22 protein-coding genes and 1 tRNA gene are annotated in these 21,777 nt (G+C 50.8%); 10 read left to right on the forward strand and 13 right to left on the reverse strand.

The window, feature by feature from the left end:
• From pqiB to rmf, 3 genes are all read left to right on the forward strand, one after another.
• On the forward strand, window positions 1-1,641 hold the full coding sequence (gene pqiB / locus A9180_RS09825; protein WP_064528395.1) for an intermembrane transport protein PqiB: 1,641 nt from the start codon (window positions 1-3) through the stop codon (window positions 1,639-1,641).
• Window positions 1,638-2,201: a membrane integrity-associated transporter subunit PqiC gene (gene pqiC, locus A9180_RS09830; RefSeq protein ID WP_064528397.1), complete on the forward strand. Its 564-nt coding sequence runs from the start codon at window positions 1,638-1,640 to the stop codon at window positions 2,199-2,201. Before pqiB ends, pqiC begins: the two co-directional genes overlap by 4 nt.
• Before the next feature lie 255 nt (window positions 2,202-2,456).
• A complete protein-coding gene (rmf, locus tag A9180_RS09835) occupies window positions 2,457-2,624 on the forward strand; it encodes a ribosome modulation factor (RefSeq protein WP_000828648.1) in 168 nt (55 codons plus the stop codon).
• A 69-nt stretch (window positions 2,625-2,693) separates the two neighbouring features.
• On the opposite strand, the gene fabA is transcribed toward rmf, so the two are convergent.
• Together fabA and A9180_RS09845 are read right to left on the reverse strand one after the other, a co-directional pair.
• Entirely contained in the window at window positions 2,694-3,212 is a 519-nt protein-coding gene (gene fabA / locus A9180_RS09840; RefSeq protein WP_000227926.1) for a bifunctional 3-hydroxydecanoyl-ACP dehydratase/trans-2-decenoyl-ACP isomerase, read from the reverse strand.
• A gap of 68 nt (window positions 3,213-3,280) precedes the next feature.
• On the reverse strand, window positions 3,281-5,041 hold the full coding sequence (locus tag A9180_RS09845) for a Lon protease family protein (RefSeq protein ID WP_064528399.1): 1,761 nt from the start codon (window positions 5,039-5,041) through the stop codon (window positions 3,281-3,283).
• 185 nt (window positions 5,042-5,226) lie between these two features.
• Here A9180_RS09845 and matP point away from each other — a divergent pair, with 185 nt between their 5' ends.
• On the forward strand, window positions 5,227-5,679 hold the full coding sequence (gene matP, locus A9180_RS09850; RefSeq protein ID WP_064528401.1) for a macrodomain Ter protein MatP: 453 nt from the start codon (window positions 5,227-5,229) through the stop codon (window positions 5,677-5,679).
• A gap of 74 nt (window positions 5,680-5,753) precedes the next feature.
• On the opposite strand, the gene ompA is transcribed toward matP, so the two are convergent.
• The gene (gene ompA / locus A9180_RS09855; RefSeq protein ID WP_064528817.1) at window positions 5,754-6,806 is read right to left on the reverse strand and encodes a porin OmpA; all 1,053 of its coding nucleotides are present in this window, start codon (window positions 6,804-6,806) and stop codon (window positions 5,754-5,756) included.
• Between the two features lie 356 nt (window positions 6,807-7,162).
• Window positions 7,163-7,672, reverse strand: a complete 510-nt coding sequence (sulA, locus tag A9180_RS09865) for an SOS-induced cell division inhibitor SulA (protein ID WP_064528402.1) — start codon at window positions 7,670-7,672, stop codon at window positions 7,163-7,165.
• Between the two features lie 217 nt (window positions 7,673-7,889).
• Between sulA and sxy the strand changes: the two genes are divergently transcribed.
• Complete coding sequence (gene sxy, locus A9180_RS09870; protein WP_064528405.1) at window positions 7,890-8,519, forward strand: CRP-S regulon transcriptional coactivator Sxy; 630 nt, start codon at window positions 7,890-7,892, stop codon at window positions 8,517-8,519.
• Here sxy and yccS read toward each other — a convergent pair.
• Both yccS and A9180_RS09880 read right to left on the reverse strand, forming a co-directional pair.
• Window positions 8,482-10,644, reverse strand: coding sequence for a YccS family putative transporter (yccS, locus tag A9180_RS09875; RefSeq protein WP_074399512.1), 2,163 nt, complete (start codon window positions 10,642-10,644; stop codon window positions 8,482-8,484). The two genes, sxy and yccS, sit on opposite strands and share 38 nt — an antisense overlap.
• Window positions 10,645-10,653: 9 nt before the next feature.
• Window positions 10,654-11,100: a YccF domain-containing protein gene (locus A9180_RS09880; RefSeq protein WP_064528407.1), complete on the reverse strand. Its 447-nt coding sequence runs from the start codon at window positions 11,098-11,100 to the stop codon at window positions 10,654-10,656.
• 122 nt (window positions 11,101-11,222) lie between these two features.
• On the opposite strand from A9180_RS09880, the gene helD reads away from it, so the two are divergent.
• Window positions 11,223-13,277 carry a DNA helicase IV gene (helD, locus tag A9180_RS09885; protein ID WP_064528409.1) on the forward strand — a complete coding sequence of 685 codons (2,055 nt, stop codon included), beginning with the start codon at window positions 11,223-11,225 and terminating at the stop codon, window positions 13,275-13,277.
• A 31-nt stretch (window positions 13,278-13,308) separates the two neighbouring features.
• Here helD and mgsA read toward each other — a convergent pair whose 3' ends face one another.
• A complete protein-coding gene (mgsA, locus tag A9180_RS09890) occupies window positions 13,309-13,767 on the reverse strand; it encodes a methylglyoxal synthase (protein ID WP_064528411.1) in 459 nt (152 codons plus the stop codon).
• Window positions 13,768-13,862: 95 nt separating this feature from the next.
• Entirely contained in the window at window positions 13,863-14,525 is a 663-nt protein-coding gene (locus A9180_RS09895; RefSeq protein ID WP_064528413.1) for a DUF2057 family protein, read from the reverse strand.
• 172 nt (window positions 14,526-14,697) lie between these two features.
• Here A9180_RS09895 and A9180_RS09905 point away from each other — a divergent pair, with 172 nt between their 5' ends.
• A complete protein-coding gene (locus tag A9180_RS09905; protein ID WP_064528416.1) occupies window positions 14,698-15,111 on the forward strand; it encodes a CoA-binding protein in 414 nt (137 codons plus the stop codon).
• Window positions 15,112-15,155: 44 nt separating this feature from the next.
• Here A9180_RS09905 and hspQ read toward each other — a convergent pair whose 3' ends face one another.
• Together hspQ and rlmI are read right to left on the reverse strand one after the other, a co-directional pair.
• Complete coding sequence (hspQ, locus tag A9180_RS09910; protein ID WP_001295356.1) at window positions 15,156-15,473, reverse strand: heat shock protein HspQ; 318 nt, start codon at window positions 15,471-15,473, stop codon at window positions 15,156-15,158.
• A 57-nt stretch (window positions 15,474-15,530) separates the two neighbouring features.
• Entirely contained in the window at window positions 15,531-16,721 is a 1,191-nt protein-coding gene (rlmI, locus tag A9180_RS09915) for a 23S rRNA (cytosine(1962)-C(5))-methyltransferase RlmI (protein WP_064528417.1), read from the reverse strand.
• 94 nt (window positions 16,722-16,815) lie between these two features.
• On the opposite strand from rlmI, the gene yccX reads away from it, so the two are divergent.
• Window positions 16,816-17,094 carry an acylphosphatase gene (gene yccX, locus A9180_RS09920; protein ID WP_000048252.1) on the forward strand — a complete coding sequence of 93 codons (279 nt, stop codon included), beginning with the start codon at window positions 16,816-16,818 and terminating at the stop codon, window positions 17,092-17,094.
• On the opposite strand, the gene tusE is transcribed toward yccX, so the two are convergent.
• The 3 genes from tusE to A9180_RS09935 all read right to left on the reverse strand — a co-directional run bounded on the left by tusE (window position 17,091) and on the right by A9180_RS09935 (window position 18,457).
• Window positions 17,091-17,420, reverse strand: a complete 330-nt coding sequence (tusE, locus tag A9180_RS09925) for a sulfurtransferase TusE (protein WP_000904443.1) — start codon at window positions 17,418-17,420, stop codon at window positions 17,091-17,093. The genes yccX and tusE overlap by 4 nt on opposite strands.
• Before the next feature lie 91 nt (window positions 17,421-17,511).
• Window positions 17,512-18,171: an FtsH protease modulator YccA gene (gene yccA, locus A9180_RS09930; RefSeq protein ID WP_000375136.1), complete on the reverse strand. Its 660-nt coding sequence runs from the start codon at window positions 18,169-18,171 to the stop codon at window positions 17,512-17,514.
• 198 nt (window positions 18,172-18,369) lie between these two features.
• Window positions 18,370-18,457 (reverse strand) — tRNA-Ser (locus A9180_RS09935).
• A 404-nt stretch (window positions 18,458-18,861) separates the two neighbouring features.
• Here A9180_RS09935 and hyaA point away from each other — a divergent pair.
• Together hyaA and hyaB are read left to right on the forward strand one after the other, a co-directional pair.
• Window positions 18,862-19,980, forward strand: a complete 1,119-nt coding sequence (gene hyaA, locus A9180_RS09940) for a hydrogenase 1 small subunit (RefSeq protein WP_064528419.1) — start codon at window positions 18,862-18,864, stop codon at window positions 19,978-19,980.
• A complete protein-coding gene (gene hyaB, locus A9180_RS09945) occupies window positions 19,977-21,770 on the forward strand; it encodes a Ni/Fe-hydrogenase large subunit (protein WP_064528421.1) in 1,794 nt (597 codons plus the stop codon). The genes hyaA and hyaB overlap by 4 nt, the downstream gene beginning before the upstream one ends.
• The last annotated feature ends 7 nt before the right edge of the window (window positions 21,771-21,777 follow it).

Raw genomic sequence — 21,777 nt, forward strand, 5'->3', positions numbered from 1 at the left:
ATGGAATCTAATAGTGGGGAAGCCAAAATCCAGAAAGTGAAGAACTGGTCCCCTGTGTGGATATTTCCCATCGTTACGGCACTCATCGGGGCCTGGGTACTTTTTTATCATTACAGTCATCAAGGGCCGGAAGTTACCCTGATCACTGCTAATGCGGAAGGAATAGAAGGCGGCAAGACGACCATTAAAAGCCGTAGCGTGGACGTCGGTGTGGTCGAAAGTGCTACGCTGGCTGATGATTTAACGCATGTTGAAATCAAAGCGCGTCTCAACGCCGGTATGGAAAAATTGCTGCACAAAGATACTGTCTTTTGGGTAGTGAAACCACAAATTGGCCGTGAAGGCATCAGTGGTCTTGGTACGTTGCTTTCCGGGGTGTATATCGAGTTGCAACCGGGGGCTGCAGGCAGCAAGCAAACAAAATATGATTTGCTTGATTCTCCACCGTTGGCCCCACCAGATGCCAAAGGGATCCGTGTCATTCTTGACAGCAACAAAGCTGGGCAGCTCACAGCGGGAGATCCCGTGCTGTTTCGTGGATATCGCGTAGGGTCGGTTGAAACCAGCACCTTCGATACCCAGAAGCGTAATATCAGCTATCAACTGTTCATCAACGCGCCTTATGATCGCCTGGTAACCAGCAACGTTCGCTTCTGGAAAGATAGCGGCATAGCGGTGGATCTGACATCGGCGGGGATGCGCGTAGAGATGGGTTCATTGACGACGTTGCTAAGTGGTGGTGTCAGCTTTGACGTGCCTGAAGGGCTGGATTTGGGACAGCCGGTTGCGCCAAAAACGTCATTCGTTTTGTATGATGATCAGAAGAGTATTCAGGATTCACTGTACACAGATCACATTGATTACCTGATGTTCTTTAAAGATTCGGTACGCGGTCTGCAACCAGGCGCGCCAGTGGAATTCCGCGGTATTCGTCTCGGTACGGTAAGCAAAGTGCCATTCTTTGCGCCGAATATGCGTCAGGTCTTTAACGATGATTATCGCATTCCAGTCATGGTGCGTATTGAACCAGAACGACTGAAAATGCAGTTAGGTGAAAATGCTGATGTGGTAGAACACCTGGCCGAATTGCTGAAGCGCGGTTTACGCGGTTCACTGAAGACCGGGAATCTGGTTACGGGAGCGCTGTACGTTGATCTGGACTTCTATCCAAATACCCCGGCAATTACCGGTGTGCGTGAGTTTAATGGCTATCAGATAATCCCGACCGTTAGCGGTGGTCTGGCGCAAATCCAGCAACGTCTGATGGAAGCGTTGGATAAGATTAACAAACTGCCGTTGAATCCGATGATTGAACAGGCGACCAGTACACTGTCGGAAAGTCAGCGCACGATGAAAAACCTGCAGACTACGCTGGATAGTATGAACAAGATCCTTGCCAGCCAGTCGATGCAACAGTTGCCGACGGATATGCAGTCGACACTACGCGAATTGAACCGCAGCATGCAGGGCTTCCAGCCGGGTTCCGCAGCTTATAACAAGATGGTGGCGGATATGCAGCGTCTTGATCAGGTATTGCGTGAACTGCAACCGGTTCTGAAAACGCTCAACGAGAAGAGCAACGCGCTGGTATTTGAAGCGAAGGATAAGAAAGATCCAGAGCCGAAGAGGGCGAAACAATGAAAAAGTGGCTAGTGACGATAGCTGCACTGTGGCTGGCCGGATGCAGCTCCGGTGAAATTAACAAAAACTATTACCAATTGCCTGTCGTGCAGAGCGGTACGCAAAGTACCGCCAGCCAGGGTAACCGCCTGCTATGGGTCGAGCAGGTTTCTGTACCTGATTATCTGGCAGGGAATGGCGTGGTATATCAGACCAGTGATGTGAAGTATGTGATTGCCAATAACAATCTGTGGGCCAGCCCGCTGGACCAACAGTTGCGCAATACTTTGGTCGCTAACCTGAGTGCACAACTGCCCGGTTGGGTCGTAGCTTCCCAGCCTTTGGGAAGCACTCAGGACACGCTTAATGTGACGGTGACGGAGTTTAACGGCCGTTACGATGGTAAGGTGATTGTGAGTGGCGAGTGGCTGCTAAACCATCAGGGACAACTGATAAAACGTCCGTTCCGTGTGGAAGGGGTGCAGAATCAGGATGGTTACGATGAAATGGTCAAAGTGCTGGCCAGTGTCTGGAGTCAGGAAGCCGCGACTATTGCGCAAGAGATAAAGCGTTTACCTTAATTATAAAGATTTGTAAATATAACCGTCTCCGGCATGTAGCCTGAGGCGGTTTTTTTGTTTATAAGTCACGGGAAAACTTGTTCCGTTTCACATTTTTTGTACAACCGACATGCCCGTGTAGCTCACAAATATGGCAGTGGTGTGAATTTTGCGCATTGACGGCAGTTATGATTCGCGGTATTGCTTAACTGTGATTGCACATTTAGTAATCACTGTTTTCTTTTCCACCAGAAACCAGTATGAGGGAAACGAGGCATGAAGAGACAAAAACGAGATCGCCTGGAACGGGCACATCAACGTGGTTATCAGGCCGGCATCGCCGGACGCTCAAAAGAAATGTGTCCCTATCAGACGCTGAATCAAAGGTCACAATGGCTGGGAGGCTGGCGAGAAGCCATGGCGGACAGGGTAGTAATGGCCTGATTCTGTCTCTTTAAAAAGAAACCTCCGCAATGCGGAGGTTTCGCCTTTTTGTACTCTGTCTGATTAAAATCAGAATGCAGACGTATCCTGGAACAGACCCACTTTCAGGTCGTTGGCGGTATAGATCAAACGACCATCAACCAGCACTTCGCCATCCGCCAGGCCCATAATCAAACGACGGTTAACAATGCGCTTAAAGTGAATACGATAGGTCACTTTTTTCGCCGTCGGCAGCACCTGGCCTGTGAATTTCACTTCGCCAACGCCAAGGGCGCGGCCTTTACCTTCGCCGCCCAGCCAGCCGAGGTAGAACCCTACCAGCTGCCACATCGCGTCCAGGCCCAGGCAGCCCGGCATTACCGGATCACCGATGAAGTGGCAACCGAAGAACCACAGATCCGGATTAATATCCAGTTCTGCTTCTACATACCCTTTGTCGAAGTTACCGCCCGTTTCAGTCATTTTGACCACACGGTCCATCATCAGCATGTTTGGTGCTGGCAATTGTGGGCCTTTAGCACCAAACAGTTCACCGCGACCAGAGGCAAGAAGGTCTTCTTTTGTATAGGATTCGCGTTTATCTACCATGTTCTCTGTAAGCCTTATTTTATTGAAGCACGCAGGATAGCTAACACGTGTACGCTGAACAAGTCCGATCAGTTCGGAATAATCCAGTTCAGCCAACGTAGTGGCCACGGAAAACGGTGACGCCCTTCCTGTTGCGATGCTTGCGCGATACGTTCCTGGATAGTTTGCATCAGCGTCGTCTGGCCTTCGCCATCCCACACCAGATTTAATAATAACGGCAGTGCATCAGTCACATCGTCCACTGCCCAGATGGTGAATTTGCCTTCCTCTACCGCCTTCACCAGTTCACTGTGAAGACTTAAATGGCGGACGTTAGCGCTGGGGATTATCACACCTTGCTTCCCACTTAGCTCACGCTGCTGGCAGATAGCAAAGAAGCCTTCGATTTTCTCATTCAGACCACCCACTGGCTGGGCGCGACCGAACTGATCCACTGAACCTGTAATGGCGATACTCTGATTCACCGGGACATCGGCGAGGGCGCTGATTAGAGCGCAGAGTTCGGCCATTGATGCGCTGTCACCATCCACTTCACTGTAAGATTGCTCAAAGGTGAGTGACGCCGAGAAAGGGATCTGTTGCTCAAGCTGAAGTTCCGACATCAAAAACGCCTGCATGATCATCATCCCTTTAGCGTGAATGTTGCCACCAAGTTCCGCTTTCCGTTCGATGTCGGTAAATTCGCCGTCGCCAATGTGTACAACACAGCTAATGCGCGAAGGCTCGCCAAATGCGCGCGGATGGCCCGGGAACTCGATTACCGAAAGGGCGTTTATCTGACCGATGCGTTCACCTTCGGTTTCAATCAGGATCTGTTCCTGAAGGATTTCATCCTGCATGCGCTCGGCGAGGAAACCTTCGCGCCATTCCCGCTGCTGCAGCATTAAGTTTAGCTGCTCGCCGGAGAAGGTATCACCTTCGCACAATGAAGCGACCTCTTTACACTGGCGGAGGATCCACTGCGGACTAAGTGGCAGCGTTTCTTGCTCACCGGTATAGCGTACTGCCTCGCGGATAAGTACCGGCCAGGCGTCGGTATCTGGCGCTGGCAAGTGGTTATGTCGGGCGATAAAAGTCACCCAGCGACACCACTGGCTTACGGATTCGGCATCGACTATCTGCAGAGTATCTTCAAATTCGCTATAGATAGCTTGTTCGGACAACTCTGGCTCCATCTCCTGGAAATCGGCCAATGAATCGCGTTCGCCTACCAGAATGACTTTCAGCTTCAATGGCATCGAAGGTACAGAGACGGGGAGAGGGCGCGACTCATCAAATGCTACCCAATCGAAGCGTTCCCGGTTGACGATGTTCTTCAGACGCATCCACAGCAGTGGCTGGGCCAGCAGTGTACGCAAGGAGATAATCAAAATGCCGCCATTGGCCTGATGTACCAGTCCTGGCTGCAAGGTAATGTCGCCATTAAACTGGCGCAGACAGCCAAAAAGCTGTTCGGCTTCAGCCCACTCAGCTGTAACAACCTGGGTTAAGGTCGCAAAATTATCGTCAACGCTTACTGCGTTCCGTAAGCGTATGGTGTGGCCGGAAATCTCATAGTGACCGCCCATCAATTGGCCTGCATCGCTTTGTAGCGTGCGTGCTGCATCGGCTATAAGATTCAGATAATCGGATTCTTCCGGCGCTTTCGCCAGTATAAAAGAGGATGATGCCCGCGCGTGCAGTAACTGCTCAAGCGCAAATTGCAGTCGCGGTTGAGTGTCACTGAATAAAGGATCGTTTTCGTCAATCAAATGTGGCTGTGCGAATACTTCCTGATAGCTTTCGGTATCAGGAATCAGGTCACGCCATGCAAGTTTCGTAATGGTCAAAGTCGATGTTTTTTAGTCTGTTGTCAAAGGCGCGATTATACCGTAACCGGCACTGCAGCACACGTAGAAAGCACCGACAAAAGTCCTGGCATACGCGTTAAGGCTCACAGGACAGAGATTCTTTTCATCACGCAGGTAAAAAGCTGATATTCTGTAAAGAGTTACACGGTAACATTGAGATCGCTATGAAATATCAACAACTTGAAAATCTTGAAAGTGGTTGGAAATGGAAATATCTGGTGAAGAAGCACCGTGAAGGTGAGTTGATCACCCGTTACATAGAGGCCAGTGCCGCCCAGGAAGCCGTCGATGTGTTGCTATCGCTGGAGAACGAACCTGTACTCGTAAATGGCTGGATTGAAAAACATATGAATCCAGAGCTGCTTAATCGTATGAAACAGACGATTCGGGCCAGACGAAAACGGCACTTTAATGCGGAGCATCAGCATACGCGCAAGAAATCTATCGATCTGGAATTTATTGTCTGGCAAAGGTTAGCAGGGCTTGCGCAACGGCGAGGTAAAACGCTATCCGAAACGATTGTCCAGCTGATTGAAGATGCTGAAAACAAAGAGAAGTATGCAAATAAAATGTCTTCTTTGAAGCAGGATTTGCAGGCATTACTTGGTAAGGAATAACTGGCGAAGGTCATTTACTTTGCTACAGATGAAAAAAAACCCCGCAGTAGCGGGGTTTTTTATTAGACGAGAACTTAAGCCTGCGGCTGAGTTACAACGTCTTTGATGCCTTTAACTTCGATCTCTACGCGACGATCCGGAGCCAGGCAGTCGATCAGTGCAGCACGCTGTTTCACGTTGTCACAGGTGTTGCCAGTAACCGGGTTGGATTCGCCCATACCACGTGCGGAGATCTTGTCAGACGGGATACCTTTGGAGATCAGGTAATCAACGACGGACTGAGCACGACGCTCGGACAGACCCTGGTTGTAAGCGTCAGAACCGATGCGGTCAGTGTAACCCAGAACAACTACGGAACCGTCTTTCGGATCCAGGTTGCTCAGCTGGCTGTACAGCTGATCCAGAGCAGCCTGACCTTCCGGTTTCAGGGTTGCTTTGTTGAAGTTGAACAGAACGTCAGACTTCAGAGTGAAGTGCTTGGTCTGTACTTCTGGAGCCGGAGCCGGAGCCGGAGCAACTACAGGAGCTGCTTCGCCCTGACCGAAACGGTAGGAAACACCCAGGCTCAGCAGACCGTTGTCCGGACGAGTACCGATGGTGTTAGCGTCACCGATGTTGTTGGTCCACTGATATTCCAGACGGGTAGCGATTTCTGGAGTGATCGCGTACTCAACGCCGCCTGCGAATACCGGAGAAACGCCGGTGTCGTGGTCTTTAAAGGATGGGCCACCAGGTACGTTAGCCTTGGTGTCTGCGCGCCATACCATACCACCCAGACGAGTGTAGATGTCCAGATCGTCAGTGATTGGGTAACCCAGTTTAGCGGTCAGTTGAACGCCCTGAGCTTTGTATGCGCCGTTGATGTTGTCGCCTTTGTACGGCATACGACCTAACCAGTCGTAACCCATTTCAAAGCCAACATACGGGTTAACCTGGTAACCACCAAAAGCACCTGCACCCAGTTGGTTTTCGTGGGTCGGACCATTGTTAGGAATGAAACCAGTGTCATGGTACTGGGACCAGCCCAGTTTAGCACCAGTGTACCAGGTGTTATCTTTCGGAGCGGCCTGCGCTACGGTAGCGAAACCAGCCAGTGCCACTGCAATCGCGATAGCTGTCTTTTTCATTTTTTGCGCCTCGTTATCATCCAAAATACGCCATGAATATCTCCAACGAGATAACACGGTTAAATCCTTCACCGGGGGATCTGCTCAATAGTAACTCTGCCGATAAATTCGGCTTATGCCGAGCACCCCTGGCGATGTAAAGTCTACAACGTAGTTGAAAACTTACAAGTGTGAACTCCGTCAGGCATATGAAAAAAAAGACTTGTATAAGGTACGTTTAACCTTTTTTGTTAACGATACTTTACAGGATAAAATCGCGGAAACCGCTTCAGACAAGCCTCCACAAGTAAAATTAGTGACGAGTGAAAGCGTCTACGGGTTAACAAAAAAATTTCCAGGATTAATCCTAAATTTACTTAATGATACAAATTTGAGTGAATTTTTAGCCCAGAAAGTTGTCTCGTGGCGTGAGAGTGTGTGCTTACTGGACGCATAATAAACCCCATTGCGTTGCCTTCATTAGCGGCATCGACAAGATCAGCATGCTCTTCTTCTGTCAGATCGTCTGCCAACCAACCGATCACTACGCTGTAATTTCCCGTACGCAAAGCACGAACCATTGATTCCACAGTGTGACAAGGGGAAAGCTGGCTTATCTGCATCACCTTAGTTAAGGGTAGTCCCGCTGCCTGAACCCATTCACGACTTAGTTTTTGTTGCGGCGTTAACCAAAGTTGCCAACGCGATTGTTGGCCGAGTTGCTGTAACAATGGCAAAAGCAGGAGTTGCGTCATCATGGGCTGATCTTCGCGATAGACAACTTCACTAATTAGCCCGGCTGTAGTGTTTTCCGTAGAGACACGCGCAATTTTGCTTGCTGTGGAGGAGAACATCGAAGAACGATTTGCGTAGCCTGAAGTGTACATAATCAATCCAGCCCTGTGAGTTACTGTATAAATATACAGTACATCCAGTGACAACAAAGATCAACACAAATTTCGGAAAGAGCCTCGCAATTTTTGTCGTTGGTGACCTGAAAACTTAAATTAATCTTGCCCCTTGAGAATAAGTTGCCTATTTTCGTATTTAACGGATCCGTTAATGTGAATCATTCTTTTATATTATGATTTTAAAAGGAATTTTATGAAAAGCCTCTCCTACAAGCGGATCTATAAGTCACAAGAATACCTGTCGACGTTAGGCACTATTGAATATCGTTCGTTGTTTGGCAGTTACAGTCTGACCATTGACGATACAGTGTTTGCGATGGTTTCTGATGGTGAGTTGTATCTTCGGGCTTGTGAGCAAAGCGCACAGTACTGTGTAAAACATCCCCCAGTCTGGTTGACATATAAAAAGTGTGGCCGCCCCGTTACTCTCAATTACTACCGGGTTGATGAAAGCTTATGGCGGAATCAACAGAAGTTGGTGCGGCTGTCGAAATATTCGCTGGACGCTGCGCTTAAAGAGAAAAGCACGCGCGATACCCAGCAACGGCTGAAAGATTTGCCCAATATGTCTTATCACCTGGAAGCGATTCTTGGGGAAGTGGGGATTAAGGATGTTCGGGCGCTACGTATACTTGGGGCGAAAATGTGTTGGTTGCGACTACGGCAGCATAACAGTCTGGTGACAGAAAAGATTCTGTTCATGCTTGAAGGCGCAATTATCGGTATTCATGAAGCTGCGCTCCCGGTGGCACGCCGCCAGGAGCTTGCAGAATGGGCTGATTCTATTACACCGAAACAGGAGTTTCCTGAGGAACTTGAGTAATCCGACGTTGCAGACGGCCAATTTCTGGCAGTAATGCAATCAGTAACCCGATTTGCTGTACGACCAGAGGTTCTTTGCTGTCTGCCCGTGGTTCAAGTTGTTGCATCCGCTGTTTCAGGCCAGCTAATGCCTGATTGACGCGTTCTTCATCGGCAGGTTGATGATGTAGCGCGTCATCAACATAGCAAACTGCATCATCAAGAAACGCCAGAATTTCAGGGTTGGTTAACTGCTCGCGGTGTGCGCCGAGGGCAGAAATATAGCTGGTAAACGTATGGTTAAGGCACAGTAAACGGAACGCGTCATCGCGAATTTGCGGTGTGACATTCGGTTCACTGGACATATTCGACACCACCGATGCCAGTTCAGCATCACGGTTGTGCGCATCGCGACGGGCAATACGATACGCCAGACGGTTGTCACGCCCCTGATGATATTGCTCAAGAATGGCATCGAGATAACGACAGTTAGCATCCGTCGCGCGTTCAAGCATTCGCGGCAGATTGCGAAACCGCCAGTCGGGCCAGATGTAGCTCACCGCCGCCCATGCTATTGCACACCCGATAAGCGTATCGATTACGCGAGGCAGTGCGACTTCAAAACCTTCACCCAGCAGGTTGAAGCACAGTAGCACCAGAAGCGTAATGAACATCGTTGCATGAGCGTATTGCACGTTACGGAAGGCAAAAAAGAGCACGCCGGTAATCACCAACAGCACCAGTTGCCCTTCCAGTGACGGAACAAACCACAGCACAGGAATACCAATAGCAATACCCACCAATGTACCAATAATTCTTAACTTCAGACGGTGGCGCGTGGCGTTATAGTTTGGCTGGCAGACAAACAGACTTGTCAGCAAGATCCAGTACCCGTGATGCATCCCGGTAATTTGAATGATGGCGTAGCCAACACACAATACCAGCGACATTCTCACCGCGTGGCGGAAGAGTGCAGACTCCGGCGTTAAGTTACGCTTAAGACGCAGCCAGATATCACTAAACCCGCGAGGGCTGTCGTCGGCGAGTTCATTTTCGTCTGTATTGTGGGGCTGCGCCTGGACTTGTCCTGATTCAATAGTCGCCAGTTGGGCATCAATGGCACGTAAATTGTTCAGCAGGAATCCCAGTATTTTTAGCAGATCGGCGGGCGCACCGTTTTCGCGCATTCGCTCAAGTGCGGCGTCAATATGCGTAAAAGCGCGTTCAAAATGTGGATCGTGCTGATAAGGCTGGCGCAGCAAAATACAGCGTGACAATTGTTGGCAAGCTTGTCCCTGCATCGACATCAGGCGCTGGAAGCGAAACAGTACGTCGCTGTGACGAAAATGTTCTCGCAGCGTTTGATACTGAATATGTGAAGAGCTCGCCCGCTCGTGGATATCCTGCGCGACAAAGTAATAATGCAGTGTACGACGCGTTCCTCGCTGACCGCGGTCGCCGCGTAAGCGGGTCAGCAGCGAGATTTTCGTCTGGTTCAGCGTCACCATGAGCTGCCCGTTGGCGAGCGCCAAATCATACAGTGGTGCCTGGCTTTCATCCTCAATATCAGGATCAAACATACGTGACTTGAGTTCCAGATACCGCGCCAGTTGTTCATAACAACGTGCCAGGTTGTCCTGCAACGGGCGGACAGGGAACAACAAATGACCAATAAGTGTCAGGATGTTGTACCAAACTGCACCAGCAAGCAGATAGATAGGCTGCTGATACCAGTGCTCATACAGAGAGGTTCCCAGCATCGTGTAAATGGCAATCAGCAATGCACCGAAGGCGATGGTCGCATAGCGTTGACCCAGACCGCCGAGCAAAATAAAGCCGCTGGTGGAGAGCGTTAAACCAATGGCGAACAGCCAGGGCCACGGAAATAACAGCTCTACTGAAGCCGAGGCAATAAAAAAACAGAACAGCGTAATAATAAGATTACGCAGACGTCCCGCGAGTCGGTCGTCGAGATCGGTCAGTGCTGCTGCCACCATTCCGAGAGTCAGCGGAATTGTCAGTTTTACATCACCCAGCCACCACGGAAACGCAGTAGTGCCGCAAAGTGCGATAAAAATGCGCGCGTAATACAGCCAGGTGCTGTTCCAGGTATAGCGTTTGAGCAAAGGACTTAGCATAAAGGCCATAATGTTGGATTATTGGAAACGGCGACGTGCATTGGCTTCACGCGCAGCTTGAGCTGTTTCTACTGATACCACGCGGCGTCCGACCGGCCACAGTGCAATAGCGGCAATTTTAAAGTTCGCAATACCAACCGGAATACCAATGATGGAAATGCATTGCGCGATACCTGTTGCTATATGCATAAGGCATAGCCACCAGCCGAAGAAAATCAGCCAGAAGATATTCAGCACCGTACCGCCAGTGTTTAGCAGCACATTTTTGCCCGCCGGGTTTAGTTCATCGACATGAATAGCTTCATTGCCATAAGGCAGCAGAGACAGTTTGGTTATCTCCCAGCATGATCGTGTCAGCGGTAAGGTAAAAATCAGCACAATACTGACCAGGGTCGCTAACAGCCAGCCAAGAGTGGTGGCGAATCCGCCAAGCACAAAGTTCAGAATGTTCAAAACGGTACGCATAAAACCTCGCTTTACTGTGGTTTTCAGTAATGGGCGGCAATTGTAACGTTTTTTTGGGCTGGAGCACGTTTTCTCTGGCGGTTACACTGATAAGAAATGACATCGTGTGGATCTACAGAGACATGGAACTGAAAGCGACAACTCTTGGCAAACGTCTGGCACAGCACCCTTACGATCGGGCGGTGATCCTCAATGCCGGGATAAAAGTTTCCGGCGATCGCCACGAATACCTTATTCCTTTCAATCAACTACTGGCTATTCACTGCAAACGTGGTTTGGTATGGGGCGAGCTGGAATTTGTGTTGCCTGATGAAAAAGTCGTGCGTCTGCATGGCACTGAATGGGCAGAGACGCAGCGTTTTCACCATCATCTTGATGCTCACTGGCGGCGCTGGAGCGAGGAAATGAGCGAAATTGCTGCTGGCGTATTACAGCAACAACTGGATCTTATTGCTGCCCGCACAGGAGAAAAAAAATGGCTGACGCGGGAGCAAACCACTGGGGTACAGCAACAAATTCGTCAGGCTTTGTCAGCGTTGCCATTACCGGTTAATCGCCTGGAGGAATTTGATAACTGTCGTGAGGCGTGGCGTAAATGTCAGTCCTGGCTGAAAGATATTGAAGGCAGTCGGTTGCAGCATAATCAGGCGTATACCGAAACCATGCTTAACGAATATGCGGATTTTTTCCGTCAGGTTGAGTCTTCACCGCTTAATCCGGCGCAGGCACGGGCGGTGGTTAATGGTGAGCATTCCCTGTTAGTGCTGGCTGGCGCAGGAAGCGGAAAAACGTCTGTGCTGGTGGCGCGCGCTGGCTGGTTACTGGCGCGTGGTGAAGCATCACCCGAGCAAATTTTATTGCTGGCGTTTGGCCGAAAAGCGGCGGAAGAGATGGACGAGCGGATCCGCGAACGACTGCGTACCGAAGAGATTACCGCTCGCACGTTTCATTCTCTGGCCCTGCATATTATTCAGCAGGGCAGCAAAAAAGTACCGACAGTCAGTAACCTGGAAAATGACACCGCAGCCCGCCATGAACTCTTTATTGCTGAGTGGCGCAAGCAGTGTAGTGAAAAGAAAGCGCAGGCGAAGGGCTGGCGGCAATGGCTAACGGAAGAAATGCAGTGGTCAGTGCCAGAAGGAAACTTCTGGGATGATGAAAAATTGCAGCGTCGTCTCGCCTCACGTCTCGATCGCTGGGTCAGCCTGATGCGGATGCACGGCGGCGCGCAGGCTGAAATGATTGCCAATGCGCCTGAAGAGATTCGGGATCTGTTCAGTAAACGAATCAAATTGATGGCGCCGTTGCTGAAAGCCTGGAAAGGTGCGCTGAAAGCGGAAAACGCCGTCGATTTTTCAGGTCTGATTCATCAGGCGATTGCTATCCTTGAGAAAGGACGGTTTATCAGCCCGTGGAAACATATTCTGGTTGATGAATTCCAGGACATCTCCCCACAGCGTGCGGCCTTGCTGGCAGCATTGCGTAAACAAAATAGCCAGGCAACGTTGTTTGCTGTTGGCGATGACTGGCAGGCTATTTACCGCTTCAGCGGCGCGCAAATGTCGCTCACCACGGCCTTCCATGAAAACTTCGGTGAAGGCGACCGCTGTGATTTAGATACTACTTACCGTTTCAATAGCCGTATCGGAGAGGTGGCAAATCGTTTTATTCAGCAGAACCCTAATCAGTTGAAAAAACCGCTGAATAGCTTAACGAATGGCGACAAAAAAGCCGTCACCTTGTTGGACGAGAGTCAGCTTGACGCTTTACTGGACAAGCTATCTGGTTATGTCAAACCCGAAGAGCGCATTCTGGTACTGGCGCGTTATCACCACCTGAAGCCCGTTAGTCTGGAGAAAGCCAGGACGCGCTGGCCGAAGCTGCAAATCGACTTTATGACCATTCATGCCAGCAAAGGGCAACAGGCCGACTACGTCATCATCGTTGGTTTGCAGGAGGGGAGCGATGGCTTCCCGGCTGTGGCGCGTGAGTCAATTATGGAAGAGGCGCTACTGCCGCCGGTAGAGGACTACCCGGATGCCGAAGAACGGCGATTGATGTACGTTGCGCTCACTCGCGCACGGCACCGGGTATGGGTACTGTTCAGCAAAGAGAATCCTTCTCCCTTTGTGGACGACCTGAAAAAACTGGATGTACCGGTAGCAAGAAAACCGTAAAAAACAGGCGGCGAGTGCCGCCTGTGCGAACTTACTTCAGGCGTTCAGCGAGATAACGCTGATAATCCGGGATCAGAATATCTACAGCGTCGTTGAAATGTGGTGACTGGATGATGAAATCAGCCGTTGCCACGTTGGTGGCGACCGGAATGTTCCACACCGTCGCCAGACGCAGCAACGCTTTCACGTCGGGATCGTGTGGTACAGCATTCAGCGGGTCCCAGAAGAAAATCAGCACATCAATTTTCCCTTCTGAGATCAATGCGCCAACCTGCTGATCGCCGCCCATCGGGCCACTCAGCATCGCGTTGACGTTCATTCCTGTTGCGCGGGAAATTAAGTTACCCGTGGTGCCCGTTGCATAAAGTTCGTGCTGCTCCAGAAGCGGTTGATGCCGTTCCACCCAGCTCATGAGCATTTGCTTGCAGTGATCATGTGCCACCAGCGCAATATGTTTACGCGCCGCCATTGTGCGAGTTGTCAGTTCCATAATTTACATCCGTAGTTAACTTTCCTACAGACTACTGTAAGCACTTCTCGCTGCAAGATAAAGACCGAAAAAGCCTGCGCACAGGCACAAAAATTTCAGGAAGAAGGTTGTTTTTCCGCCCATTGCAGGAAGTTATTACGCGTTTGTGGGTCAGCCAGTTTAAACCAATACTTCAGCCGTTGTTCAGTGAGCACCTGTGACTGCGGAGGAATTGCATCCAGTTCCGAAACGCCGGAGAGCAGTGTACTGTCATCTGCCATCATAGTGGCAAATTGCGGTAGCGAAGCACGTTTTGCGGATTTGTTGTAACGCTCGACCTCGACTTCATAATCAATCGTTTTTGCGGTTGAAGTAATAGCCAGAATGTCCAGCTTCACCGGAATCGGCGTCGCATCGCCATCTAACAATTCAAGGTTCGGCGTAGCGTCAAAATGGTTAGCTTCTCGTTCATTCTCCAGGCGAGGGAGGCGAAAATTTACCTGGCTAATGAGCTGGGTATTAAAGCTAACGACCAGCGGCGGGGAGATGTAAAGTCGTTCTTCATTACTGGATAGATGGATTGTCTTTTCAACGCGAAACACTAATTGGTGTGGTCCATTATCCAGTTCGATGCTGTCAGCACCGCGAAGCAGAGAACTGGAAACCTTTTTACCGTCGAGTATCAGGAGATCAACATCGCTGGACAGCCGCAGTGTGGTGGCAAAAACGGATACCGGCAAACATAGTGCAATCAAGGTGGTCATAACGCCGGTTTTCATAGATAGCTCCTGTCCAAAGACCGCCCGACTAATAATGTATCAAAATTTTTCTTTAATCATACTTACTAACATATAGACATATTTTCCGCTTTTGCTCTCATTCATTCGTATTAGCTACATGGTTGGGATGTCGGGATTGTCGTACACTTTGGTAAATAGTCTGGAGGAAATGATGAAAGAAACCGATATTGCAGGCATTTTAACGTCCACTCGCACCATTGCGCTGGTGGGAGCAAGTGACAAACCCGATCGCCCAAGTTATCGCGTAATGAAATATCTGCTCGATCAGGGCTATCACGTTATTCCCGTCTCGCCAAAGGTCGCCGGTAAAACGCTGTTAGGCCAGCAAGGTTACGGCACGCTGGCGGAGGTTCCGGAAAAAGTGGATATGGTCGATGTCTTCCGTAATTCAGAAGCCGCATGGGGCGTGGCGCAGGAGGCGATCGCTATCGGTGCGAAAACCTTATGGATGCAGTTGGGTGTGATAAATGAACAGGCGGCGGTGCTGGCGCGTGATGCAGGGCTAAACGTGGTGATGGATCGCTGCCCGGCGATTGAGATCCCCCGTCTGGGCCTGGCTAAATAAAAAATACCCGGAAGGAAAAAACCTTCCGGGCATGTTTATGAGGATTAGTTACGCAGACGCGGCGCCTGGAGTTGTTTGCGGATAGTCTGCGCTAGCTCATCCATTGACGGTTGCTCTGGATGTTCATCCTGCAATTCGCTACTTAGCTGGGCTTCAGCCAGGTAGGTATGAACCGGTAGGCCGTTGTCATCCTCCATCACCACGTGGTACCACGGAGCGGCGCGAAGCTCGTCATTCACCGCCAGCTCATCAGGCGACGGTTCAGAGAGCGAGTAAACCGGGTCGATATCCACGACCACTCCGAGATAACCTAACAGGGAATGGCGGACCTGCTGGCCGATACCGAATTTGCTGGCAATCATAGTCACCTCCCGGGAAATCTTTACCTTTGATATATGGGCAAAATTTCACTTTTCAAGTTACATGACGCGACAGGCAAACCCTTTCAGATATAGCCCTTCCGGGTAGGTAGCGATCACCGGGTGATCGGCGGCCTGACGGAACTGCTCTATAAATTGTACATCACGACCGGCATCAATTGCGGCATCGGCGATGATTTTCTGAAATAAATCGCTGGTCATCAGGCCAGAACATGAGAAAGTCAGGAGAACTCCGCCCTCATTCAACAGCTGAATGGCCAGCATGTTGATGTCTTTATAGCCACGGCAGGCGCCCATCAACTGGCTTTTATTCTCAACAAACTTCGGCGGGTCCATCACGATAACGTCAAATTTTTCACCGCGATCGCGATAGGTACGCAGCAATTTAAAGACGTCATCACGGACAAACTCAGCCTTGCTCAGATCCAGTTTGTTCAGCTCAACGTTCTGCCGTGCGATATCCAGGGCTTCCTGCGAAGTATCGACGCTGACTACCTGGCTGCATCCACCCATTAATGCCGAGACGGCGAAACCGCCGGTATAAGAGAAACAGTTGAGTACGCGTTTATTTTCAACGTAGCGGCGGGTAGCCAGGCGGCTGTCACGCTGGTCCAGGTAGTAGCCCGTTTTGTGACCGTGTTGAATGTCCACCAGCAGCTTCATACCGTGTTCTTCAATCGGCAGCAGGGCAGGCGGCAGCTCGCCGGTAACGGGACCCTGGGTCAGTTCCATACCTTCTTTTTTACGTACTGCGACGTCACTGCGGTCGTAAATTGCGCACTCCGGATAGAGCGTTTGCAGGGCGCTAATTAATGCCGCGCGCTGATACTCTGCGCCAGCACTCAGCAGTTGCAGCACCAGAAAATTGCCGAAGCGATCGATAGTAATGCCTGGCAGACCATCAGATTCGCCCGCGATTAAACGATAGCTATCGAGGCCATCTTTTTTCGCCAGCCAGTCGCGCCATTTTTGCGCCTGTTGTAAACGGCGAGTAAAAAAGGCAATGTCGATGGATTCTGACGGGTCAAACGTCCAGACGCGCGCACGGATTTGCGATGCTGGCGAATAAGCGCCACGTGCTAACCATTTTCCCTGATGATCAACAATATCGATGGTTTCTCCGAGGCTGGCTTTACCTTCCATCCGGGCAACGGCGCCGGAAAAGACCCACGGATGGCGACGAAGTAATGATTTTTCGCGCCCTTTGGCTAACACTAAACGTACACTCATAATTAACTATTCTGTCGATGCAAAGAAATGGGCGCCATTGTCCGGAGTTTTCCATGGATTTGCAACGCGTCCATTAAGGATAAGGAGAGCAGTCATGTCGAAAGTCTGCATAATTGCCTGGGTTTATGGCAGGGTTCAGGGCGTAGGGTTTCGCTATACCACCCAGTACGAAGCAAAAAGACTGGGGTTAACTGGTTACGCCAAAAATCTTGACGATGGCAGCGTGGAAGTCGTTGCTTGCGGTGAAGAAGGGCAGGTGGAAAAATTAATGCAGTGGTTAAAGAGCGGCGGCCCGCGTTCAGCGCGTGTGGAACGGGTTCTTAGCGAGCCGCATCATCCCTCCGGGGAGTTAACGGATTTTCGTATCCGTTAAATGCATTTTACCGGTTTAGGCAGGCCAGCAATTTTGGTGGCTTGCTTTGCCGGGCCTTTTGGGAACAGTCGGTACAGATAGCGGCTATTGCCTTTCTCTTCACCAAATTTATTCGCCATCGCTTTAACCAACATACGAATTGCCGGAGACGTATTAAATTCCAGGTAGAAGTCACGCACAAAACGCACGACCTCCCAGTGTTCTGGCGACAGTGTAATACCTTCGTTTTCTGCAATGACCACCGCCAGTGGTTCGCTCCACTGGCTACTTTCTTTGAGATAGCCTTCGGTATCGGTTTCTATCTCTTTACCTTCGAAGATCAGCATAATTATTTACTACCTTAGTCAGACTGGCGGCAGTGTAACAAAAAACAAAGCCCCGCATAAAGCGAGGCTCAGAAAGAGATAGCGGCCGGGATTAATCGCGGCTGGCGAAACCCAGAATGCTCAACAGGCTAACGAAGATGTTATACAGCGACACATACAGGCTCACAGTAGCACGAATGTAGTTCGTTTCACCGCCGTGGATGATGTTGCTGGTTTCAAACAAAATTGCGCCAGAGGAGATCAGAATGAACACCGCGCTTATTGCCAGATGCAGAGCAGGTAGTTGCAGGAAGATATTCGCTACCATCCCGATCAGGACAACAACAATACCCGCCATCAGCATACCGCCGAGGAACGACATATCTTTGCGAGTGGTCAGCACATACGCAGAGCAGCAGAAGAACACTAATGCCGTACCGCCCAACGCCATGGCAATTACGTCACCCATCCCGGCAGACAGATAGGTGTTCAGAATTGGCCCGAGGATATAACCCAGAAAACCGGTAAACGCGAACGCGGAGATAATTCCGGTCGGCTTATTCGCCGTTTTATAGGTCAGGAACATCAAACCATACATACCCACCAGCGTCAGAATCAGTCCCGGAGATGGCAGCATCAGAACCGTACTGGCCGTCGCGGTAATCGCCGAAAAGGCCAGTGTCAGGCTCAGGAGAAAATAGGTATTACGCAGCACCTTATGGGTACTAAGTAGTGATGTACGGTCATGTGAAGAACTAACAATACGATCCATTGAGTCACTCTCTATGACAGATGTAATTAATGAAGCAGCATAATGATATTGCCGAAAGCTACCCAGAGGTTTTACCCATCTTTACGCATTTGATCTGGAACAGGTTTAGCAGAGGATGGTTAAGCCACTGAGTGTGGTATAGCATTTTGACAGGCAAAAGAAAAAGGGGTTAGCATTTAGCTAACCCCTTATCTTATTTGGCGGAAGCGCAGAGATTCGAACTCTGGAACCCTTTCGGGTCGCCGGTTTTCAAGACCGGTGCCTTCAACCGCTCGGCCACACTTCCGGAATGACGCGAACTATAAACATCCCGATGCGTCGTGTAAACCCCCAATTTGTTTGTTTGCCTGAAAAACAGACAAAATCGTGTTGATTGCGTGAAATAACAGCAATTTGCGCATTCCGTCGCCATAAAAATCGCTTCATAACCTTCCGGCGGCAAACCTTAAGGAAAATAAGGTCCATTTTTATCGCTAAAAGGCAAATCCACACAGTTTGTATTGTTTTGTGCAAAAGTTTCACTACGCTTTATTAACAATACTTTCTGGCGACGTGCGCCAGTGCAGAAGGATGAGCTTTCGTTTTCAGCATCTCACGTAAAACGATGGTTTGCCTTGCTACAGGGACGTCGCTTGCCGACCATAAGCGCCCGGCGTCCTGCTGGTGTCGCAAGGAGAAGAGACGTGCGATATGAATAACGAGGAGACATTTTACCAGGCCATGCGGCGTCAGGGGGTCACCCGGCGCAGCTTTCTCAAATATTGCAGTCTGGCTGCAACCTCGCTGGGGTTAGGTGCGGGGATGGCGCCAAAGATTGCCTGGGCGCTGGAAAATAAACCGCGCATTCCGGTGGTGTGGATCCACGGTCTGGAATGCACCTGCTGTACCGAATCTTTTATCCGCTCCGCTCACCCTCTGGCGAAGGATGTCATTCTTTCCCTTATTTCTCTCGACTACGACGATACTCTGATGGCTGCCGCCGGAACCCAGGCGGAAGACGTCTTTGAAGACATCATCACGCAATACAATGGCAAATATATCCTCGCGGTAGAGGGCAATCCGCCGCTGGGCGAGCAGGGGATGTTCTGTATCAGCAGTGGCCGACCGTTTATTGAAAAACTGAAACGTGCAGCGGCTGGGGCCAGTGCGATAATCGCCTGGGGAACCTGCGCTTCCTGGGGCTGCGTACAAGCCGCGCGCCCTAATCCGACGCAGGCCACGCCTATCGACAAAGTGATCACCGATAAACCGATCATTAAAGTGCCTGGCTGCCCGCCGATCCCGGATGTGATGAGTGCCATCATTACTTATATGGTGACCTTCGATCGCCTACCGGATGTCGACAGAATGGGGCGTCCGCTGATGTTCTATGGTCAGCGTATTCACGATAAATGCTATCGCCGCGCCCACTTCGACGCCGGTGAGTTCGTCCAGAGTTGGGACGATGACGCGGCGCGAAAAGGTTACTGCCTGTATAAAATGGGCTGCAAAGGGCCAACTACATATAACGCCTGTTCCTCTACCCGCTGGAACGATGGCGTTTCCTTCCCGATCCAGTCTGGTCACGGCTGTCTTGGCTGTTCTGAAAATGGCTTCTGGGATCGCGGCTCGTTCTACAGCCGCGTGGTCGATATTCCGCAAATGGGGACTCACTCCACCGCCGATACCGTCGGTTTAACCGCGCTTGGCGTGGTGGCTGCGGCTGTTGGCGTACATGCAGTCGCCAGCGCCGTTGACCAGCGCAGACGTCACAACCAGCAACTTGCAGAAGCAGAACAACAGCCGGGCAACGAGGATAAACAGGCATGAGCACTCAGTACGAAACCCAGGGATACACCATCAACAATGCCGGGCGCCGCCTGGTGGTCGACCCGATCACGCGCATCGAAGGTCATATGCGCTGCGAAGTAAATATCAACGATCAGAATGTGATAACCAATGCAGTCTCCTGCGGCACTATGTTTCGCGGGCTGGAGATCATCCTACAAGGGCGCGATCCGCGCGATGCGTGGGCGTTCGTTGAACGTATTTGCGGCGTCTGCACCGGTGTACACGCCCTGGCCTCGGTTTATGCCATCGAAGATGCCATTGGTATTCAAGTGCCTGATAACGCCAATATTATCCGCAACATTATGCTGGCGACGCTCTGGTGCCACGATCACCTGGTGCATTTCTATCAGCTCGCCGGAATGGACTGGATCGACGTGCTAAACGCACTGCAAGCCGATCCGCGTAAAACGTCCGAACTGGCGCAAAGTCTCTCCTCGTGGCCGAAATCGTCTCCAGGATATTTCTTCGATGTGCAAAACCGACTGAAGAAATTTGTTGAAGGCGGGCAGTTAGGGATCTTCCGCAACGGTTACTGGGGCCATCCGCAATATAAACTGCCGCCAGAAGCCAACCTGATGGGCTTTGCCCACTATCTCGAGGCTCTCGATTTCCAGCGTGAAATTGTCAAAATCCACGCGGTCTTCGGCGGTAAAAACCCGCATCCGAACTGGATTGTTGGTGGGATGCCATGTGCAATTAACATTGACGAAAGCGGTGCGGTCGGGGCGGTCAATATGGAACGCCTGAACCTCGTGCAGTCGATCATTACCCGTACGGCGGACTTCATTAATAACGTGATGATCCCCGACGCCTTAGCCATTGGTCAGTTCAACAAACCGTGGAGTGAAATCGGTACTGGCCTTTCGGATCAATGCGTCCTCAGCTACGGCGCGTTCCCGGATATCGCCAACGACTTTGGTGAGAACAGTTTGTTGATGCCTGGCGGCGCAGTAATTAACGGCGACTTCAAAAACGTCCTGCCAGTAGACTTAGTGGATCCGCAGCAGGTGCAGGAGTTTGTCGATCACGCCTGGTATCGTTATCCCGACGATCGGGTCGGGCGTCATCCGTTCGATGGTATTACTGATCCGTGGTACAACCCCGGAGATGTCAAAGGCAGTGACACTAACATTCAGCAACTGAATGAACAGGAGCGCTACTCGTGGATCAAAGCGCCACGCTGGCGCGGTCATGCGATGGAAGTGGGGCCGCTGGCGCGTACGTTGATCGCTTACCACAAAGGCGATGCAGCAACCGTTGAGTCGGTCGATCGCATGATGTCGGCACTGAACCTGCCGTTTTCCGGTATCCAGTCAACGTTGGGCCGCATTCTGTGCCGCGCGCACGAAGCGCAATGGGCCGCAGGTAAGCTGCAATACTTCTTCGACAAACTGATAACCAACCTGAAAAACGGCAACCTCGCCACCGCCTCCACTGAAAAATGGGAGCCAGCTACCTGGCCGAAAGAGTGCCGTGGCGTCGGCTTTACCGAAGCGCCGCGCGGGGCGTTAGGTCACTGGGCCGCCATTCGCGATGGCAAGATTGATCTCTATCAGTGTGTGGTGCCTACCACCTGGAACGCCAGCCCGCGCGATCCCAAAGGGCAAATTGGTGCGTATGAGGCGGCGCTGATGAACACCAAAATGGCTATTCCTGAACAGCCGCTGGAAATCCTGCGTACTTTGCACAGCTTCGACCCGTGCCTCGCCTGTTCAACTCACGTGCTGGGCAACGACGGTAGCGAGCTTATCTCCGTGCAGGTGCGTTAACCGCGAA

Origin of the sequence: Escherichia sp. B1147, assembly GCF_001660175.1 — a bacterium.
Taxonomy (GTDB): domain Bacteria; phylum Pseudomonadota; class Gammaproteobacteria; order Enterobacterales; family Enterobacteriaceae; genus Escherichia; species Escherichia whittamii.

Bases quoted from the DNA above. Each gene is read 5' to 3' on its own strand.
- A9180_RS09895 (WP_064528413.1), bottom strand. From the start codon at position 14,525: ATGAAAACCGGCGTTATGACCACCTTGATTGCACTATGTTTGCCGGTA.
- A9180_RS09880 (WP_064528407.1), bottom strand. From the start codon at position 11,100: ATGCGTACCGTTTTGAACATTCTGAACTTTGTGCTTGGCGGATTCGCC.
- tusE (WP_000904443.1), bottom strand. From the start codon at position 17,420: ATGCTGATCTTCGAAGGTAAAGAGATAGAAACCGATACCGAAGGCTAT.
- sxy (WP_064528405.1), top strand. From the start codon at position 7,890: ATGAAAAGCCTCTCCTACAAGCGGATCTATAAGTCACAAGAATACCTG.
- sulA (WP_064528402.1), bottom strand. From the start codon at position 7,672: ATGTACACTTCAGGCTACGCAAATCGTTCTTCGATGTTCTCCTCCACA.
- A9180_RS09905 (WP_064528416.1), top strand. From the start codon at position 14,698: ATGAAAGAAACCGATATTGCAGGCATTTTAACGTCCACTCGCACCATT.
- rmf (WP_000828648.1), top strand. From the start codon at position 2,457: ATGAAGAGACAAAAACGAGATCGCCTGGAACGGGCACATCAACGTGGT.
- ompA (WP_064528817.1), bottom strand. From the start codon at position 6,806: ATGAAAAAGACAGCTATCGCGATTGCAGTGGCACTGGCTGGTTTCGCT.
- yccS (WP_074399512.1), bottom strand. From the start codon at position 10,644: ATGGCCTTTATGCTAAGTCCTTTGCTCAAACGCTATACCTGGAACAGC.
- hspQ (WP_001295356.1), bottom strand. From the start codon at position 15,473: ATGATTGCCAGCAAATTCGGTATCGGCCAGCAGGTCCGCCATTCCCTG.
- fabA (WP_000227926.1), bottom strand. From the start codon at position 3,212: ATGGTAGATAAACGCGAATCCTATACAAAAGAAGACCTTCTTGCCTCT.
- hyaB (WP_064528421.1), top strand. From the start codon at position 19,977: ATGAGCACTCAGTACGAAACCCAGGGATACACCATCAACAATGCCGGG.
- mgsA (WP_064528411.1), bottom strand. From the start codon at position 13,767: ATGGAACTGACAACTCGCACAATGGCGGCGCGTAAACATATTGCGCTG.
- pqiB (WP_064528395.1), top strand. From the start codon at position 1: ATGGAATCTAATAGTGGGGAAGCCAAAATCCAGAAAGTGAAGAACTGG.
- yccX (WP_000048252.1), top strand. From the start codon at position 16,816: ATGTCGAAAGTCTGCATAATTGCCTGGGTTTATGGCAGGGTTCAGGGC.
- pqiC (WP_064528397.1), top strand. From the start codon at position 1,638: ATGAAAAAGTGGCTAGTGACGATAGCTGCACTGTGGCTGGCCGGATGC.
- yccA (WP_000375136.1), bottom strand. From the start codon at position 18,171: ATGGATCGTATTGTTAGTTCTTCACATGACCGTACATCACTACTTAGT.
- rlmI (WP_064528417.1), bottom strand. From the start codon at position 16,721: ATGAGTGTACGTTTAGTGTTAGCCAAAGGGCGCGAAAAATCATTACTT.
- helD (WP_064528409.1), top strand. From the start codon at position 11,223: ATGGAACTGAAAGCGACAACTCTTGGCAAACGTCTGGCACAGCACCCT.
- matP (WP_064528401.1), top strand. From the start codon at position 5,227: ATGAAATATCAACAACTTGAAAATCTTGAAAGTGGTTGGAAATGGAAA.
- hyaA (WP_064528419.1), top strand. From the start codon at position 18,862: ATGAATAACGAGGAGACATTTTACCAGGCCATGCGGCGTCAGGGGGTC.